We start from the raw sequence: 15244 nt of genomic DNA, 5'->3' as shown, positions 1-15244 counted from the left end.
GCGCCGCTCATCGCGACGCCCGTTATTCGTGTTCAGACTGGAAAACTATCAGGCGGCATCGCCCGCTTTCTTCTTCTCCGCGTAAACGCGGATCGGCTCCTTGCGACCTTCCACCACATCCTTGTCGATCATCACCTCGTCGACGCCTTCCATCCCTGGCAGGTCGAACATCGTATCGAGCAAAATCGCCTCAAGGATCGAGCGGAGACCACGCGCGCCAGTCTTGCGTTCGATCGCCTTCTTGGCGGCCGAAACGAGCGCGTCGTCGGTGAAGCCAAGCTTCACCTCCTCCATCTCGAACAGCTTCTGATACTGCTTTACCAGTGCATTCTTCGGCTCGGAAAGAATCTTGACGAGCGCCGGGATATCGAGATCCTCGAGTGTCGCGATCACCGGCAGTCGGCCGACGAATTCCGGGATCAGACCAAACTTGAGCAGATCCTCCGGCTCGGTCTGGCGCAGCATCTCGCCGGTGCGCCTTTCCTCCGGCGCAGCCACGTAAGCGCCAAAACCGATCGACTTGCCCTGCAGGCGGTCGCCGATGATTTTTTCCAGCCCCGAGAAAGCGCCGCCACAGATGAACAGGATGTTCGTCGTGTCGACCTGCAGGAATTCCTGCTGTGGATGCTTGCGCCCGCCTTGCGGAGGCACGCTCGCGGTCGTGCCTTCCATCAGCTTCAACAACGCCTGCTGAACGCCTTCACCTGAAACGTCGCGGGTGATCGAGGGGTTTTCGGCCTTGCGGCTGATCTTGTCGATTTCGTCGATATAGACGATGCCGCGCTGCGCCCGCTCGACATTATAGTCGGACGCCTGAAGCAGCTTGAGAATGATATTCTCGACGTCCTCGCCGACATATCCGGCCTCGGTCAGCGTTGTCGCATCGGCCATGGTGAACGGCACGTCGAGGATGCGCGCCAGCGTCTGGGCCAGCAGCGTCTTGCCACAGCCGGTCGGGCCGACGAGCAGGATGTTCGATTTGGCGAGTTCGACGTCCGCGCCTTTTGCGCCGTGATTGAGTCGCTTGTAGTGATTGTGCACCGCGACAGAAAGCACGCGCTTCGCCTGCTTCTGACCGATCACGTAATCGTCGAGCACGTCGCATATTTCCTGCGGCGTGGGTACGCCGCCATCCTTCTTGGAGACGAGCGCGGATTTCGTCTCTTCACGAATGATGTCGTTGCACAGCTCTACGCACTCGTCGCAGATGAAGACCGTCGGGCCGGCGATAAGCTTGCGCACCTCGTGCTGCGATTTGCCGCAGAACGAGCAGTAGAGGGTGCTCTTGGAGTCGCCGCCGGAGAGCTTCGTCATTCAATCGATCCTTTCGCGCTCCCAGTATGAGAGCGACTTTCGGGCCGGGCACCGTAACCCGGCCCGTCATAAAACGGCAATGCCTGAAAGTGCCTAATACTCAGGCCGCCGCCTGGACGTCGTCCGCGGGAGCGGGCCGTTTATCGAAAACTTCGTCGATCAGCCCAAATTCCTTGGCCTCATCGGCAGACATGAACTTGTCACGATCCATCGCTTTCTCGATCTCTTCGAGCTGCTTGCCCGTATATTTAGCGTAGAGAGTGTTCAGGAAGTGACGCATCCGCAGGATTTCGCGCGCCTGGATCTCGATGTCCGCCGCCATTCCCTGCGCCCCGCCCGAAGGCTGGTGAATCATGATTCGCGCGTTGGTGAGCGCCACGCGCATCTTTGGCTCACCCGAAGCGAGCAAGAAGCTGCCCATCGACGCAGCTTGCCCGATGCAGACGGTGCCGACGCGCGGACGAATATATTGCATGGTGTCATGTATCGCCATGCCCGCCGTGACGACCCCGCCCGGCGAGTTGATGTACATGAAGATGTCCTTCTTCGGATTTTCCGATTCGAGGAACAGCAGCTGCGCGGTGATCAGGCTGGCCATGCCATCCTCCACGCCGCCAGTGACGAAGACGATTCGCTCACGCAGCAGGCGCGAGAAGATGTCGAACGAGCGCTCGCCGCGGTTCGACTGCTCGATGACGATTGGCACGAGGCCCGCCTGGGTCTGCTGCAGGCCAAGGCCCGCGCTGGCCAGCTTGCCCGCGAAATCACCGGTGTCGAACGGATTATGCATGGAAAACTCTCTTTGCGTGATGGACCGCCAACATCGGCGCTTCGTGAGCCTTGTTCAAGCCCCGCGCGATGGCGCGGGATAGGCAAGATATGCCAGCCGCCGAACCTCGCGCCGCCCGCGCACCACGGTATCGAGGATCAGTCCCGCGAAACCGTTCAGCGCCGCGAGAATGATAAGCCCGGTCACCACGATCGCGGTGGGGAAACGCGGCACGAGCCCGGTCTGCGCATAAGTGACGATCAGCGGCGCGGCGAGAACGAGCGCCAGCAGCAACAGCAATGCGCCCACCGCCCCGAAGAACCACAGGGGCCGCTCGATGCGATAGAGCATCAGAATGGTGCGCAGGATGCGCCAGCCATCACGATAGGTGGACAGCTTCGAGGTAGAGCCTTCCGGCCGCGCGAAATAGGCCGTTTCCACCTCGGCTACCGGCATTTTCAGTTCGAGCGCGTGTACGCTGATCTCGGTTTCGATCTCGAACCCCGCGGAAAGCACGGGAAAGCTTTTAGCGAAACGGCGGGAGAACACGCGATAGCCGGATAGGATATCGGTGAAGCTGCGCCCAAACAGCCGCGTCAGCATCCCCGTCAGCAGTGCGTTGCCGAACCGATGGCCACGCCGATAGGCTTCGGTTGCCTCGCCGATCCGGCTACCAACCACCATGTCGAGTTGCTCGTCCAGTACCCGCGCCACCAGCGCCGGCGCGGAAGCCGCGTCGTAGGTGGCGTCGCCATCCGCCATCACGTAGATGTCGGCATCCACATCCGCAAACATTCGGCGGACCACGGCGCCCTTGCCCTGAATCCGCTCGCTGCGCACGATCGCGCCAGCGGCGCGCGCCACCTCAATGGTGCGATCGCTGGAATTGTTGTCATAGACGTAGATCGCGGCAGCCGGCAGCGCAGCGCGAAACCCCGAGATCGTCTGCGCGATCGCGGCTTCCTCATTATAGCATGGCAGCAGTACGGCGATCGTCGGTTGGGTCGGCACGGACACCCCTGGGCAAAAACGCATCGAGCCTGTCGCGGCCCCCGCCCCTCACTAACAGGAAAGGCGGAACCCGGACAGGCTCGGTGAAAATGAAACTACCAGTGCCTAGGCGCTAGCGTCACGCTTCCTTCTTCGCGGCGGCCTTCTTAGCCGGCGCCTTTTTCGTAGCCGGCTTGGCATCCGCCTCATCGGTCGCCGGCGCTGCCTTGTTGGCCGGTGCCTTCTTCGCGGCGGGCTTGGCGGCCTTTTCTTCCGCTGCCGGCGACTCATCGGTTACCACGGCCTTTTTCGCCGGCGTCTTCTTGGCCGGCTTCTCGGCGGCATCCGCGCCGGTATCGGCCTTCTTTGCAGCGGGCTTCTTGCGCGGCTTGTGATCGTCGTGATCGTGGGTGTGCGTACCGGTCGAGAAACCGTCATCGCTTTCGATCGCCGCTTCCAGCTCCCCCCGGGTGGTTTCGCGATCGGTCACTTCAGCCTTTTCGAACAGGAAGTCGACCACCTTGTCTTCGTAAAGCGGCGCGCGGAGCTGGGCGGCGGCCATCGGCTCCTGCTGAATATATTGGATAAAGCGCTGTTGATCTTCGCCGCGATACTGCTGTGCCGCCTGCGCAATCAGACGGTTCATTTCCTGCTGCGTTACATCGACGCCATTCGCCTGCCCGATCTCGGAGAGCAGCAGGCCCAGACGCACGCGGCGCTCCGCGATCTTGCGGTAATCGTCGCGGTCGCCTTCCAGCTCTTCCAGCGCGGCCTTTGGATCGGCCTCGTGCGTCGCTTCATGCTCAAGCTGCTGCCAGATCTGCGCGAACTCCGCTTCGACCATCGACGGTGGCACTTCAAAATCATGGCCAGCGGCGAGCTGATCGAGCAGCTTGCGCTTCATATAGGTGCGCGTGAGCCCGTTATGCTCCTGCTCGATCTGGCCCTTGAGCAGGCCCTTGAGCTGCTCGAGGCTCTCGAGGCCGAGGTTCTTCGCAAGATCCTCGTCAATCTTGCTTTCCGCGGCCGTCTTCACGGACTTGACTGTCAGGTCAAAGGTCGCGTCCTGGCCAGCCAGTTCCTTCGCAGGATAGTCATTCGGGAACGTCACCTTGATCTGACGCTCGTCGCCGGTCTTCACGCCGACGACCTGATCCTCGAAGCCGGGGATCAGACGACCTTCGCCCAGCTCGATCGCCATGTCGGTGCCGGTGCCGCCCTCGAATGCAACGCCGTCCAGGGTCTTGCCGACGAAATCCACGGTCACCTGATCGCCGATTTTGGCCTTGTACGTCGCCTTCGCGTCTTCCCACCGCTTCATCTGGTCGGCGAACTTCTTGAGTTGCTCGTCCACCGCCTCGTCGGATACCGGTACGGTCAGCCGCTCCAGCTTCAGCGCGTCGATCGACGGGGTCGGCACCTGCGGCAGTACCTCGAGCTCGACCTTCACCTCGGCATCCTTGCCCGGCTCATAGCCTTCGCCAAGTTCGACCGACGGCTGCATCGCGGGGCGGAGCTGCTTGTCGGCGATCAGCGTCTGCACGCCTTCCTGGATCGAATTGTTGAGCGCATCCTGCAACAGCGCCGGGCCGTGCATCTTGCGCACCAGATTTGCCGGAACCTTGCCTGGGCGGAAGCCGGGCATGCGGATCTGCGGCGCGACGCGCTTCAGCTCGGCATCGACCTTCTTGTCGATGTCCTTTGCGGTGATGGTCAGCGTGTAGGCGCGCTTCAGCCCTTCGTTCAACGTCTCGACAGTCTGCATCGTCAGCCTTCGTAAAGGAAATAATCCGGGAGGAGGTGCCGCCCCGCAACGTGCGGGTGACTGGTGCGGGCGAAGGGACTCGAACCCCCACATCTTGCGATACTGGAACCTAAATCCAGCGCGTCTACCAGTTCCGCCACGCCCGCTTGGGACACCGCCGAAGTGCGCGCCTCTATACCGCCCGGCACGCTTCGGCAAGCGGCACGCGGCAACCGTGTGCCAAGTCCCGCGTTTATCTGTCGGAAGGAACGATCATGGCAACTAACCCGCCACCCGCGCCACCGCCCGACGTGCCGCAACCAAGCCAGCCGCCGGAGCCCAGCGCTCCGCCGCCGGAGATCGCGCCGCCGGGCCCCGACATTGACGTGCCGGCGCCTGCCGATCCCGGAGGGCAACCACCACCGGTCAATCCCAACTAATGTTTGAAAACGCCTTCCATCAAAAGGGATGGCGCGAGTGACGGGGCTCGAACCCGCGACCTCCGGCGTGACAGGCCGGCGCTCTAACCAACTGAGCTACACCCGCTTGGAAAGCGTGAGGCGCGCCAACTAGGCGGGTGATCCGGGGCTGTCAACAGCCGTCGACGAACCTTTTTCAAATCGGCGCGACCGCCGGCGGTCGGGGCGAACCAGCGTACCGTGCTCGAAAAGAAATCCGGCGATGTCCGGCTTACCCGCGGCGCTGACGACCGTCTGAATGATGACCAGCAACGGCACGGCCAACAGCGCGCCCGGTGTACCCCAGATCCAGCCCCAGAAACTTATCGAGATGAGGATGAGGATCGGATTGATCGTCAGCCGATGCCCGACGATCAAAGGGGTTAGCACGTTCGCCTCGATCAGATGACAACCATACATGATTCCCGGAGCAGCAAGCGCGGTCCATATATCGCCGAACGTCATGAGCGCGCCGATCGCGATCAAAAACGCCGCCACGACCGGGCCGAAATAAGGGATGTAGTTGAGCATCGCGACGATCCCGCCCCACATGAGCGGAAACGGCATACCGATCAGGTGGAGCGCGCCAGCGATCGTCAGCCCTAGCGCGATGTTGATAACGGTAATCGTGCCGAGATACGACGAAACGTGATCCACCACGTCCTGGATCACCCGCGCCGTGGCCATCGCACCGCCAAAACTGGTGCGGCTGGTGATGGTGCGTTCGCGAAGCCGCGTCCATCCCGACAGGAAGAAGAAAGCGACGAGGACTGCATAGAACAATTGCACGATCGCCGCAGGTGCCGAACTTGCGAAGAATTCGATAATTGACCCTGGCTGGGTCAAGGTCGGGGTAGGCGTCGGGCGGGTCGGGGTGGAGGCGATCTGGTGCAGCGTGCGGTTCGCGTAACGTTCGAGGTTCGAATAGAGATCGAGGAGCGGCGCGAGGTTTTCCTGGATGCGCCCGATACGCTTCGGCAGCAGCCGGAAGAAGTCGATCGCCGGGAAAACGATCGATGCGACCACGATATTCGCCGCCAGCAGGAACAGCAGCACGCAGATCAGCGCCGCAAGGGCGGACGGAACGCGCCGGCGCTCCAGCCATTCCAGCAATGGGATCAGCGCGATACCGACCACCAGCGCAACCGTCGTGGGCAGAAAGAACTCCGCACCCGCTTTCAGCGCGAAGGGCGTGCCCAACGCGACACCAAGACCGGCAAGCAGCGTCAACGCAGCCAGCAGGCGGTCTCGCCGAAGCGCTATTCGCGCATCCTCGACACCATTCGCCGTCAGCGGAAGCCCGAACGCCCCCTCGCTCGGACTTGACGAGGGCGTCGGCGGGGCCGGCGTGTCGAAAGCATCAGGGGACCGATCGGCCATATCACGACTTTAACGACAAACCGTGAACACCGCCAGCCTCGTACGAGGATCAGGCCGGCGCGCTCAGACTTTGTGCCACGGCCCATCTTCCAGATACAGATAATCGGGATCGAACTCGCCGATGCGGGCCAGTCGCGCGAAATCCTGAACGTGCGCATATCCCCGCGCGACTTGCGCGACGCCCTCCTCTCGCAGACGGCGCAACGTGCGGTTGACATGCACGCTCGTCAAACCGCACGCCTCGCCCAGATCCTGTTGCGTCAAGGGAAGAGCGAAGCGACCATCAACCGCGCGGCCGACGCAGGCCATCCGCAAATTCGTTTCGCACAGGAAGTGCGCGACCCGTCCCAACGCATCCAGCCTTCCAATCCGGAAAATCCATTCACGATGGAGCGCGGCATCAAGAATAGTGCTGAACCAGAGAAGCTTCGCGAGGTGCGGCATCGTCGCCATGACGGCGTCGAGTCGCTCATGCGGCACCAGCGCGATTCGCGCTTCGGTCAGGCTTGCGATATCGTGATCGATGTGCCTGGTCGGATAGCCGTGCAGATCGACGAAATCGCCCGGGATCTGATAGGAAACGAGCTGACGATAGCCATCACGCGCATCCATGTAGCGGCAGATGAAGCCATCGATCAGCAAGGTGCTGTTGTGCAGCCTGTCCCCACGACGTGCGATCACATGACGCGGCGGCACGACCACCACCTCTGAAATCACATTTTCCAGCGCCGCTTTTTCCTCGACCGTCAATTCGCTGCGCCGCCGCCCGCGCAGAAAGTCCGTCATGCGGTCCACGCAATTGCTCCCCCGAACGTCATAAAGCTCCCGTTAGCCTCAATGTTTCGCCCTCGAAACCGTTCCGCGGAACACCCCGCTCTTTCTCAAGCAGCCGCACAATCTTCGAACAACGCCTTCAAATCGCGCTTCATGATTTTGCCATTGGCGTTGCGCGGCAAGGTTTCCGCGGTGAAGCGGATCGCCACTGGCACCTTGAAGGCGGCGAGCCGGGCACGCACCCACGCCTGCAACTCCGCCTCGCTCGCGCTAACGCCGGGCGCGAGGTGCACGACGGCCGCAGGCTCCTCGCCGAGCGTGCGGTGCGGCAGGCCGATCACCGCGCAATCCGTGACGGCGGGGTGGGCATAGAGCGCATTCTCAACCTCGCTCGAATAAATGTTCTCGCCGCCCCGGATCACCATATCCTTCGCGCGATCGACAATGAAGCAGAACCCCTCTTCATCCAGCCGCGCAAGATCCCCGGTGCGAACCCACCCGTCCACGAAAGTCGCGGCGGTCGCCTCCGGCTTGTTCCAATAGCCTTTCACGATCATCGGGCCGCGCGCCCACAGTTCGCCGATCTCTCCCGTCGGCAGTTCGCGCGCGGCTTCCGCGTCCATCACCTTCAGGTCTGCGACCGCCACCGGTGGTCCGCAGCTTTCCGGCCGGTTAAGATAGTCCTCTGCGCCATGGGTGGTAACGGTGGCGGTCGTTTCGGTCATGCCCCAGCCGTTGGCGGGCAGCGCCTTCAAATCCGCGGCGATCTTGCGGACCAGCTCGGGCGCGGATGGCGCGCCACCATATCCGATCGTCTCCAGGCTGGAGAGGTCGAAGCGATGTCGATCCGGGTGCTCCAGCAACTGCCAGGCGATCGTGGGAACGCCGCCGGTGGAATTCACCCGCTCGCGTTCGATGATCTCCATCGCGCGCAGCGCCTCGAACTTGCGCATGTAGATCGTGGTGTTTCCCGCCGCCATCGATCCCATGAGACCGGCCGAGAGCGCGGTGGCGTGGAACAACGGAATCACTGTCAGCGCCACCTTCCGGGTGGGCTCCGGCAACGGTTCGCCGCGCCGTATGAACATCCGCGCCATCGCAAAGCCGGTAGAGAGGATATTGGTCATGAAATTGCGGTGCGTCCCGAGTGCCCCTTTCGGATTGCCGGTCGTTCCGCTGGTATAGAGAATCGAGGCATCATCGTCGGGCATGAGATCGGCCTCGGGAAGATCGCGATCCGGGAGAGTGGCCCAGTCGCCGGGCGTGCCGATCACGACCTCCAATCGCTCCGCGCCAGCCAACGGCCCTGCCGCCCGGCTAACGAGCACACGTCGCAGCGCGGGAAGCGCGGCGCGATGCGGCGCGACCCGCGCCCAGCGCTCGTCGTCGGCGATCAGCACCTTCGCGCCCGAGTCGCTCAGACCATAGGCAAGCTCGTCGCTCGTCCACCATGCGTTGAGTGGCACCACGATCGCGCCAATTACCGCGGCCGCGAAGAACCCGATGATCCATTCGGGCAGGTTGCGCATCGCGACCGCCACCCGATCGCCCTTCTCCACGCCATGCGCGCGCAGATCCGCCGCCAGCGTCGCGATCGCACGGAACTGCGCTTCATAGCTGACGCGCTCGTCTTCATAGATCGTCGCCAGTGCCGCGCCGTGCCCGCGTGATAGCCGGACCAGTGCGGCCATATGCGGCGGCGCGTTCTTCCATACGCGGGTGGGCAGGCCGCGAATCGCAACGGTCTGCATTTCAAAACGACTGCCCGGCGCGGTGAGAATCGCCGTCGCCTCCGCCAGCGACACGACCGGCCATGCCGGTAGCGCTGTCGACTGTTTATCCACGGCGATCCTCTCTTACTAGAAAAACGGGTTTGTCCGGTGCGAGGTTAGGATTGATTTCAGCGCCGCTCAAGCGATAGGGCATGAACCCGATTTGAAATAGGGGTATGGATAGGCATGAAGATCGCCAAGCCAGAAAAACTGGGCTTTGACTCAGGCCGGCTCGCCGCGATCGACCGCCTGCTGAAAGAACGCTATCTCGATCCGGGCGAGTTTCCTCACGCCCAATTGCTCATCGCACGCGATGGCGAGATCGCGCATTTCTCGTCGCAGGGAGCGGCGCGCGAGGGCGAGCGGAAAGCGATCGACGAAACGTCGCTTTTCCGCATCGCTTCCATGACCAAGCCGATCACCTCCGTTGCGTTCATGATGCTGGTGGAGGAGGCGAAGGTTGCCCTCGACACACCAGTGCACCACGTGTTGCCGGAACTGAAAAGGGTTGGCGTTTACGCCGGCGGCGGTGCGGGTGTGCCGTTCATGACCCGGCCGACCGACGAACCGATGCGAATGGTCGATCTGCTGCGACACACTGCCGGCTTCACGTATTCCTTCCAGAACCGATCCAATATCGATGCGGCCCATCGTGAACTGAAGCTGGAAAACTGGCACGGTGGCTTCGACCTGGACGGGTTCATAAGCGAACTCGGCAAGCTGCCGCTGGAATTTTCCCCGGGCACGCGCTGGAACTATTCGGTTGCGACAGACGTGCTCGGGTTGGTCGTCCAGCGCGTGTCGGGAATGCCGCTGGAGCGCTTCTTCGAGGAGAGAATATTCAAGCCGCTCAAGATGCACGACACCTTCTTCACCGTGCCGGCTGAAAAGATCGATCGGCTGGTGGACTGCTACACGCTGGTCCCCGGCAAGGGCCGCCAGATGTTCGATCGCGCGAGCGAGAGCATGTGGTCCACGCCGTTCAAATTCATGTCTGGCGGCGGCGGCCTCGTATCTTCCGCGCTAGACTATCACCGCTTCTGCCAGATGTGCCTCAACGGCGGCGAACTGGACGGCGCGCGCATCCTTGGTCTCAAGACGATCGACCTGATGACCCGGAACCACCTGCCCGGTAACGCAGACCTCGCCGCGATGTCCGATTCGCTGTTCAGCGAAACGCAGAATGCCGGCACCGGCTTCGGGCTTGGATTCGCCGTGACGATCGACGTCGCACGATCGATGATGCCGGGATCGGTGGGCGAATATTATTGGGGCGGCATGTTCTCGACCGCCTTCTTCATCGACCCGGTCGAGCGGCTGTCGATGGTTTTTATGACGCAATTGTCCCCCTCGATGATCTACCCGATCCGCCGTGAACTGAAGACGATGATCTATGCCGCGCTGACGTGACCGGCCACCCGCCCTTTCGATTGACGCCCCCGGCGACGGGGGATGCACCAAACTGGAGTATTTTCCCATGACATCACCCGTCCGCACCGAACGCCATGGCGATATCCTTGTCATCATCTCCGATTCTCCGCCGGTGAACGCACTGGGTGCGGCCGTGCGCGACGGGCTGGAAGCGGGCGTGAAGGAGGGAATTGCCGATGCCTCGATCGTCGCGATGGTGTTGCGCTGCGACGGTCGCACCTTCTTCGCGGGGGCCGACATCACCGAGTTCGGCAAGCCGCCGAAGGGCGCATCGCTCCATGAGGTGATCGATATGATGGACGCCTCGTCCAAGCCGATCGTCGCGGCGATCCACGGCACGGCGCTCGGCGGCGGGTGTGAAACGGCGCTCGCCTGCCATTATCGCGTCGCCGTGCCCTCCGCCCAGATCGGCACGCCTGAGGTGAAGCTCGGCCTGCTTCCCGGAGCGGGCGGGACGCAGCGCCTGCCGCGCCTGATCGGCATGAAGGCTGCGCTCCCGATGCTCGCGATCGGCGATCCCGTGCCGGCGAAGAAGGCCGCGGAACTTGGACTGATCGATCGCGTCGTCGGCGAGGACAGCCTTGAGGCAGACGCGATCGCCTTCGCCCGTGAAGTCGCATCGAAGCGCCCGATTCCGCGTATCCGCGACAAGCAGGCGAAGGCGGACCCGGAGGCGATCGCCGAATTCCGCAAGGCCAACGCCCGGAAGTTCCGCGGCTTCGACGCGCCCGAAGCCAATATTCGATGCGCGGAAGCGTCGACCGACCGCCCCTTCGACGAGGGCATGAAATACGAACGCGAAGAGTTCATGAAGCTGATGACCGGCGTCCAGTCCGCCGCGCAGCGCCACATTTTCTTCGCCGAGCGTCAGGCCGCGAAGATCGATGACGTCGATCCCAAGACGCCGCTCCGCCCGATTAACCGCGTCGGCGTGATCGGCGCGGGCACGATGGGCGGCGGGATCAGCATGAATTTCCTCTCGGCCGGCGTGCCGGTCACTATCGTCGAGATGCAGCAGGAAGCGCTAGATCGCGGCATTGGCGTCGTGCGCAAGAATTACGAGGCGTCCGCTGCCAGGGGCCGCATCAAGCCCGACGCGCCGGAAAAGGCGATGGCGCTGCTCACCCCCACGCTCAAGCTCGAAGACCTCAAGGATTGCGACCTCATTATCGAGGCGGTCTATGAGAATATGGATGTGAAGAAGGACATATTCGGCAAGCTCGACAAGATTGCAAAGCCCGGCGCGATCCTGGCGTCGAACACGTCCTACCTCGACGTGAACGAGATCGCCGCGTCCACCGGCAGGCCGGAAGATGTGGTGGGGATGCATTTCTTCTCCCCCGCCAACGTCATGAAGCTGCTGGAGGTGGTGCGCGGCGACAAGACCGCGAAAGACGTGCTCGCCACCGTCATGGCGCTCGCCAAGAAGATTCGGAAAGTCGCGGTGGTCGCTGGCGTCTGCCACGGCTTCATCGGCAACCGCATGCTAGCTCCGCGCCAGATCGAGGCGAACAAACTGCTGATGGAAGGCGCGACGCCGCAGCAGATTGATAAGGTACATGTCGATTTCGGTATGCCGATGGGGCCATTCCAGATGGCCGATCTCGCGGGCGTTGATATCGGCTGGCACCGCGACCCCACCCGCATCGAGAGCATCCGGGACGCGCTCGCCGCCGAGGGCCGCTGGGGGCAGAAGAAGCAGGCCGGCTTCTATGATTACGACGAGAAACGTAACCCCACCCCTTCTGCGCGGGTCGCGGAGATCATCGAGGAATTCCGCCAGAAATCCAACCTGGCGAAGCGCGAGATCACGGATCAGGAAATCGTTGAGCGCACGCTCTACCCAATGGTCAACGAAGGCGCGCTGATCCTGGAGGAGGGAAAGGCGCAGCGCGCGTCGGACATCGACGTGGTATGGATCTATGGCTATGGCTGGCCGGTCTATCGCGGTGGCCCGATGTTCTGGGCGCAGACCGAGGGGCTGAAAAAGGTTGTAACCGGCCTTGAGAAGCATGGCTTCAAGGTCGCCGAAAGCCTCAAGGCAGCTGCCGAGAACGGCAGCCCGTTGTAATGACCGAGCGCTCCGCTCTCCAGACCGCCGCCGCCGTCCGCTCGGGCGAATCCGGCGCGTTGCTCGAAACCGAAGGGGCAATCGCCCGGATCGAGGCGCGCGACGGACCGCTCAACGCGGTGGTGGTGCGAGATTTCGACCGCGCGCGCCATGCGGCGGCGGAACTGGACCAGCGGATCAAGCATGGCTTCGACGCGCCGCTGCTCGGCGTGCCGATGACGATCAAGGAAAGCTATGACCTGGCCGGCCTCAAGACGACATGGGGCTTCACCGAGCATCGCGATTTCACCGCGACGCGCGATGCCGCGCTGGTGCGGCGGCTGAAACGCGCCGGCGCAATCATCCTTGGCAAGACCAACGTGCCCGTCGGCCTGGCGGACGTTCAGTCGACCAATCCGATCTATGGCCGGACGGTCAATCCGCGCGATCATGGCCGCGTAGCCGGCGGCTCGTCCGGCGGCAGCGCGGTGGCGCTCGCGACCGGCATGGTGCCGCTGGAGATCGGCTCCGACATCGGCGGCTCGATCCGCACGCCGGCGGCCTTCAACGGCGTATGGGGATTGAAGCCTACGTTCGGGCTGCTGTCCACCAGCGGCCACAATTTCCCCGGGACGGATGGCGCGCGCGTCGCGCTCAGCGTCTGCGGCCCGATGGCGCGCGATGCTGACGATCTGGCCGCCGCGCTTGACGTGCTCGCCGACCACCCCGTGGCGCCAGCACCTGCCCGCCGGCCAGACGAGTGGCGCATCCTCATTCTCGCCGATCATCCCGAAGCCAGCATCGCGACGGAGATGCGCGCCGCGCTGGAGAAAATCGGCGCGGGGTTTGCCCGTGTCGGCGCAAGCGTGGATTATCGCAGCGGCCTGTTGCCCGATCTGTCGGCGCAGCATCGCCACTACATGCACATGCTGAATATCGCGATGACACGCGGGGCGCCCGATCCGGTGCGCGGCACGCCGACGCTCGCGGAATGGTTTGATCTTGCCGATCATCAGGCGCGCAATGTCCGCAAGTGGCACGAGCTATTCGGTGCTTATGATGCGGTTATCGCGCCGGTCTTCGGCACCACTGCCTTTGCGCACGACGACACGCCCCTGCCAGGGCGCAGGCTGGAGATCGACGGGCGCGACACCGCGTTCGCGACGCAATTCGCCTGGGCCGGCCTTGCCACATTCCCGAACTTGCCTGCCACAAGCGTGCCGGTCGCGATGGGCGCGGGCGGGCTGCCGATCGGCGTGCAGGTGATCGCCGACCGTTATCAGGACCATCTTTCGATCGCCGCCGCGCGCGCGGCGCATGATCTAGTCTGGAGCAAGTGATGAGCGACCTAGAAGAGTTCCGCGCGGAAACGCGCACGTGGCTGGAAGCAAACTGCCCGCCCGAAATGCGCGAGCCGATCCGTACCGAAAAGGATTCGGTGTGGGGCGGCCGAGACCAGGGTGAGATGACGCCCGCGCAGAAGCAGTGGATGGACCGCATGGGCGCGCGCGGCTGGACCGTGCCGGACTGGCCAAAGGAATATGGCGGCGGCGGCCTGAGCGCGGCCGAAACCAAGGTGCTGCGCGAGGAAATGGCGAAGCTGCGCTGTCGCAACCCGCTGTCGTCGTTCGGTATTTCGATGCTCGGGCCGGCGCTGCTCAAATACGGCAATGAAGCGCAGAAGAAGGAGCACCTCCCGAAGATCGCGCGCGGGGAAATCCGCTGGTGCCAGGGCTATTCGGAGCCGAACGCCGGGTCGGACCTCGCCAGCCTCGCCACCAAGGCTGAGGACAAGGGGGATCATTTCCTCGTCAACGGGCAGAAGGTGTGGACCAGCTACGCCGATAAGGCGGACTGGATTTTCTGCCTGGTGCGCACCGATCCCGCGAACAAGCATAACGGGATCAGCTTCGTCCTGTTCGACATGCGGACGCCTGGCGTGTCGACCAAGCCGATCCTGCTGATCTCCGGCTACTCGCCGTTCTGCGAAACTTTCTTCGACAATGTGAAGGTGCCGAAGGAAAATCTCGTCGGCGAACTCAACAAGGGCTGGGACGTCGCGAAATATCTGCTCGGGCATGAACGCGAGATGATATCGGGCATGGGCCTTGGCTCGGGCGGAAAGAACCCGCTGATCGAGGGCGCGCTGGCGACGATCGGCCTGGATCATGATGGCCGCCTCGCCGATCCGCTATTGCGTGCGCAGATCGCGCTGTTCGAGGTACGGGCCAAGGCGTTCGCGGCACAGTCCGAACGTTTCATTGACGAGCTGAAAGCCGGCCGTGCGCATCCCGCCCAGCCGTCGATGATGAAATATTACGGGACCGAGCTGAACAAGTCGCGGCATGAACTGATGATGGCCGCGGGCGGCTCGGACGAGCTGGAATGGGAAAGCGATCGCTCCTCGAACGGCCATGAAGCGCGGGCCTGGTTGCGCACGAAGGCCAATTCGATCGAGGGCGGCACGTCCGAAGTGCAGCTTAACATCATCGCAAAGCGCATTCTGAACCTGCCGGGCGCGTAAGCCGAGAAGACATCAAGCGATTCCGGCCAGGCCGGAAC

Annotated in this window: 11 protein-coding genes and 2 tRNA genes; 4 read left to right on the top strand and 9 right to left on the bottom strand. The window is 63.0% G+C overall.

The genetic code is table 11. The features are described from left to right. Positions 1 to 48: 48 nt before the first annotated feature. The 9 genes from clpX to ACM61V_RS09520 form a co-directional block, all read right to left on the bottom strand. Positions 49 to 1314 (bottom strand): ATP-dependent Clp protease ATP-binding subunit ClpX, encoded by a 1266-nt coding sequence (gene clpX, locus ACM61V_RS09560; RefSeq protein WP_137785716.1) that lies wholly within the window; start codon positions 1312 to 1314, stop codon positions 49 to 51. Positions 1315 to 1414: 100 nt separating this feature from the next. Further along, on the bottom strand, positions 1415 to 2104 hold the full coding sequence (locus ACM61V_RS09555; RefSeq protein ID WP_137785717.1) for an ATP-dependent Clp protease proteolytic subunit: 690 nt from the start codon (positions 2102 to 2104) through the stop codon (positions 1415 to 1417). A 54-nt stretch (positions 2105 to 2158) separates the two neighbouring features. After that, entirely contained in the window at positions 2159 to 3118 is a 960-nt protein-coding gene (locus ACM61V_RS09550; RefSeq protein ID WP_171007489.1) for a glycosyltransferase family 2 protein, read from the bottom strand. A 94-nt stretch (positions 3119 to 3212) separates the two neighbouring features. After that, the gene (gene tig, locus ACM61V_RS09545; protein ID WP_137785718.1) at positions 3213 to 4838 is read right to left on the bottom strand and encodes a trigger factor; all 1626 of its coding nucleotides are present in this window, start codon (positions 4836 to 4838) and stop codon (positions 3213 to 3215) included. A gap of 61 nt (positions 4839 to 4899) precedes the next feature. Beyond that, positions 4900 to 4984, bottom strand: a tRNA-Leu gene (locus tag ACM61V_RS09540). A gap of 302 nt (positions 4985 to 5286) precedes the next feature. Beyond that, a tRNA-Asp gene (locus ACM61V_RS09535) sits at positions 5287 to 5363 on the bottom strand. A gap of 23 nt (positions 5364 to 5386) precedes the next feature. Then, a complete protein-coding gene (locus ACM61V_RS09530; RefSeq protein ID WP_137785719.1) occupies positions 5387 to 6655 on the bottom strand; it encodes an AI-2E family transporter in 1269 nt (422 codons plus the stop codon). A gap of 63 nt (positions 6656 to 6718) precedes the next feature. Then, entirely contained in the window at positions 6719 to 7441 is a 723-nt protein-coding gene (locus tag ACM61V_RS09525; RefSeq protein ID WP_137785941.1) for a Crp/Fnr family transcriptional regulator, read from the bottom strand. A gap of 95 nt (positions 7442 to 7536) precedes the next feature. Further along, on the bottom strand, positions 7537 to 9273 hold the full coding sequence (locus tag ACM61V_RS09520) for a class I adenylate-forming enzyme family protein (protein ID WP_249341429.1): 1737 nt from the start codon (positions 9271 to 9273) through the stop codon (positions 7537 to 7539). Between the two features lie 114 nt (positions 9274 to 9387). Between ACM61V_RS09520 and ACM61V_RS09515 the strand changes: the two genes are divergently transcribed. From ACM61V_RS09515 to ACM61V_RS09500, 4 genes are all read left to right on the top strand, one after another. Continuing rightward, the gene (locus ACM61V_RS09515; RefSeq protein WP_137785720.1) at positions 9388 to 10611 is read left to right on the top strand and encodes a serine hydrolase domain-containing protein; all 1224 of its coding nucleotides are present in this window, start codon (positions 9388 to 9390) and stop codon (positions 10609 to 10611) included. A gap of 67 nt (positions 10612 to 10678) precedes the next feature. Beyond that, the gene (locus ACM61V_RS09510; RefSeq protein ID WP_137785721.1) at positions 10679 to 12703 is read left to right on the top strand and encodes a 3-hydroxyacyl-CoA dehydrogenase NAD-binding domain-containing protein; all 2025 of its coding nucleotides are present in this window, start codon (positions 10679 to 10681) and stop codon (positions 12701 to 12703) included. After that, positions 12703 to 14022 (top strand): amidase family protein, encoded by a 1320-nt coding sequence (locus tag ACM61V_RS09505; RefSeq protein WP_137785722.1) that lies wholly within the window; start codon positions 12703 to 12705, stop codon positions 14020 to 14022. Before ACM61V_RS09510 ends, ACM61V_RS09505 begins: the two co-directional genes overlap by 1 nt. Next, a complete protein-coding gene (locus ACM61V_RS09500; protein WP_137785723.1) occupies positions 14022 to 15206 on the top strand; it encodes an acyl-CoA dehydrogenase family protein in 1185 nt (394 codons plus the stop codon). The genes ACM61V_RS09505 and ACM61V_RS09500 overlap by 1 nt, the downstream gene beginning before the upstream one ends. The last annotated feature ends 38 nt before the right edge of the window (positions 15207 to 15244 follow it).

It is taken from the genome of Sphingomonas sp. TX0543 (genome assembly GCF_048565505.1).
Taxonomy (GTDB): domain Bacteria; phylum Pseudomonadota; class Alphaproteobacteria; order Sphingomonadales; family Sphingomonadaceae; genus Sphingomonas.
The sequence above is the reverse complement of the archived record's forward strand: the minus strand, read 5'-3'. Positions and strand labels throughout refer to the sequence as shown.

Coding starts and splice junctions, on each gene's coding strand:
- clpX (WP_137785716.1), bottom strand. CDS start 1,314: ATGACGAAGCTCTCCGGCGGCGACTCCAAGAGCACCCTCTACTGCTCG.
- ACM61V_RS09555 (WP_137785717.1), bottom strand. CDS start 2,104: ATGCATAATCCGTTCGACACCGGTGATTTCGCGGGCAAGCTGGCCAGC.
- ACM61V_RS09550 (WP_171007489.1), bottom strand. CDS start 3,118: ATGCGTTTTTGCCCAGGGGTGTCCGTGCCGACCCAACCGACGATCGCC.
- tig (WP_137785718.1), bottom strand. CDS start 4,838: ATGCAGACTGTCGAGACGTTGAACGAAGGGCTGAAGCGCGCCTACACG.
- ACM61V_RS09530 (WP_137785719.1), bottom strand. CDS start 6,655: ATGGCCGATCGGTCCCCTGATGCTTTCGACACGCCGGCCCCGCCGACG.
- ACM61V_RS09525 (WP_137785941.1), bottom strand. CDS start 7,441: ATGACGGACTTTCTGCGCGGGCGGCGGCGCAGCGAATTGACGGTCGAG.
- ACM61V_RS09515 (WP_137785720.1), top strand. CDS start 9,388: ATGAAGATCGCCAAGCCAGAAAAACTGGGCTTTGACTCAGGCCGGCTC.
- ACM61V_RS09510 (WP_137785721.1), top strand. CDS start 10,679: ATGACATCACCCGTCCGCACCGAACGCCATGGCGATATCCTTGTCATC.
- ACM61V_RS09505 (WP_137785722.1), top strand. CDS start 12,703: ATGACCGAGCGCTCCGCTCTCCAGACCGCCGCCGCCGTCCGCTCGGGC.
- ACM61V_RS09500 (WP_137785723.1), top strand. CDS start 14,022: ATGAGCGACCTAGAAGAGTTCCGCGCGGAAACGCGCACGTGGCTGGAA.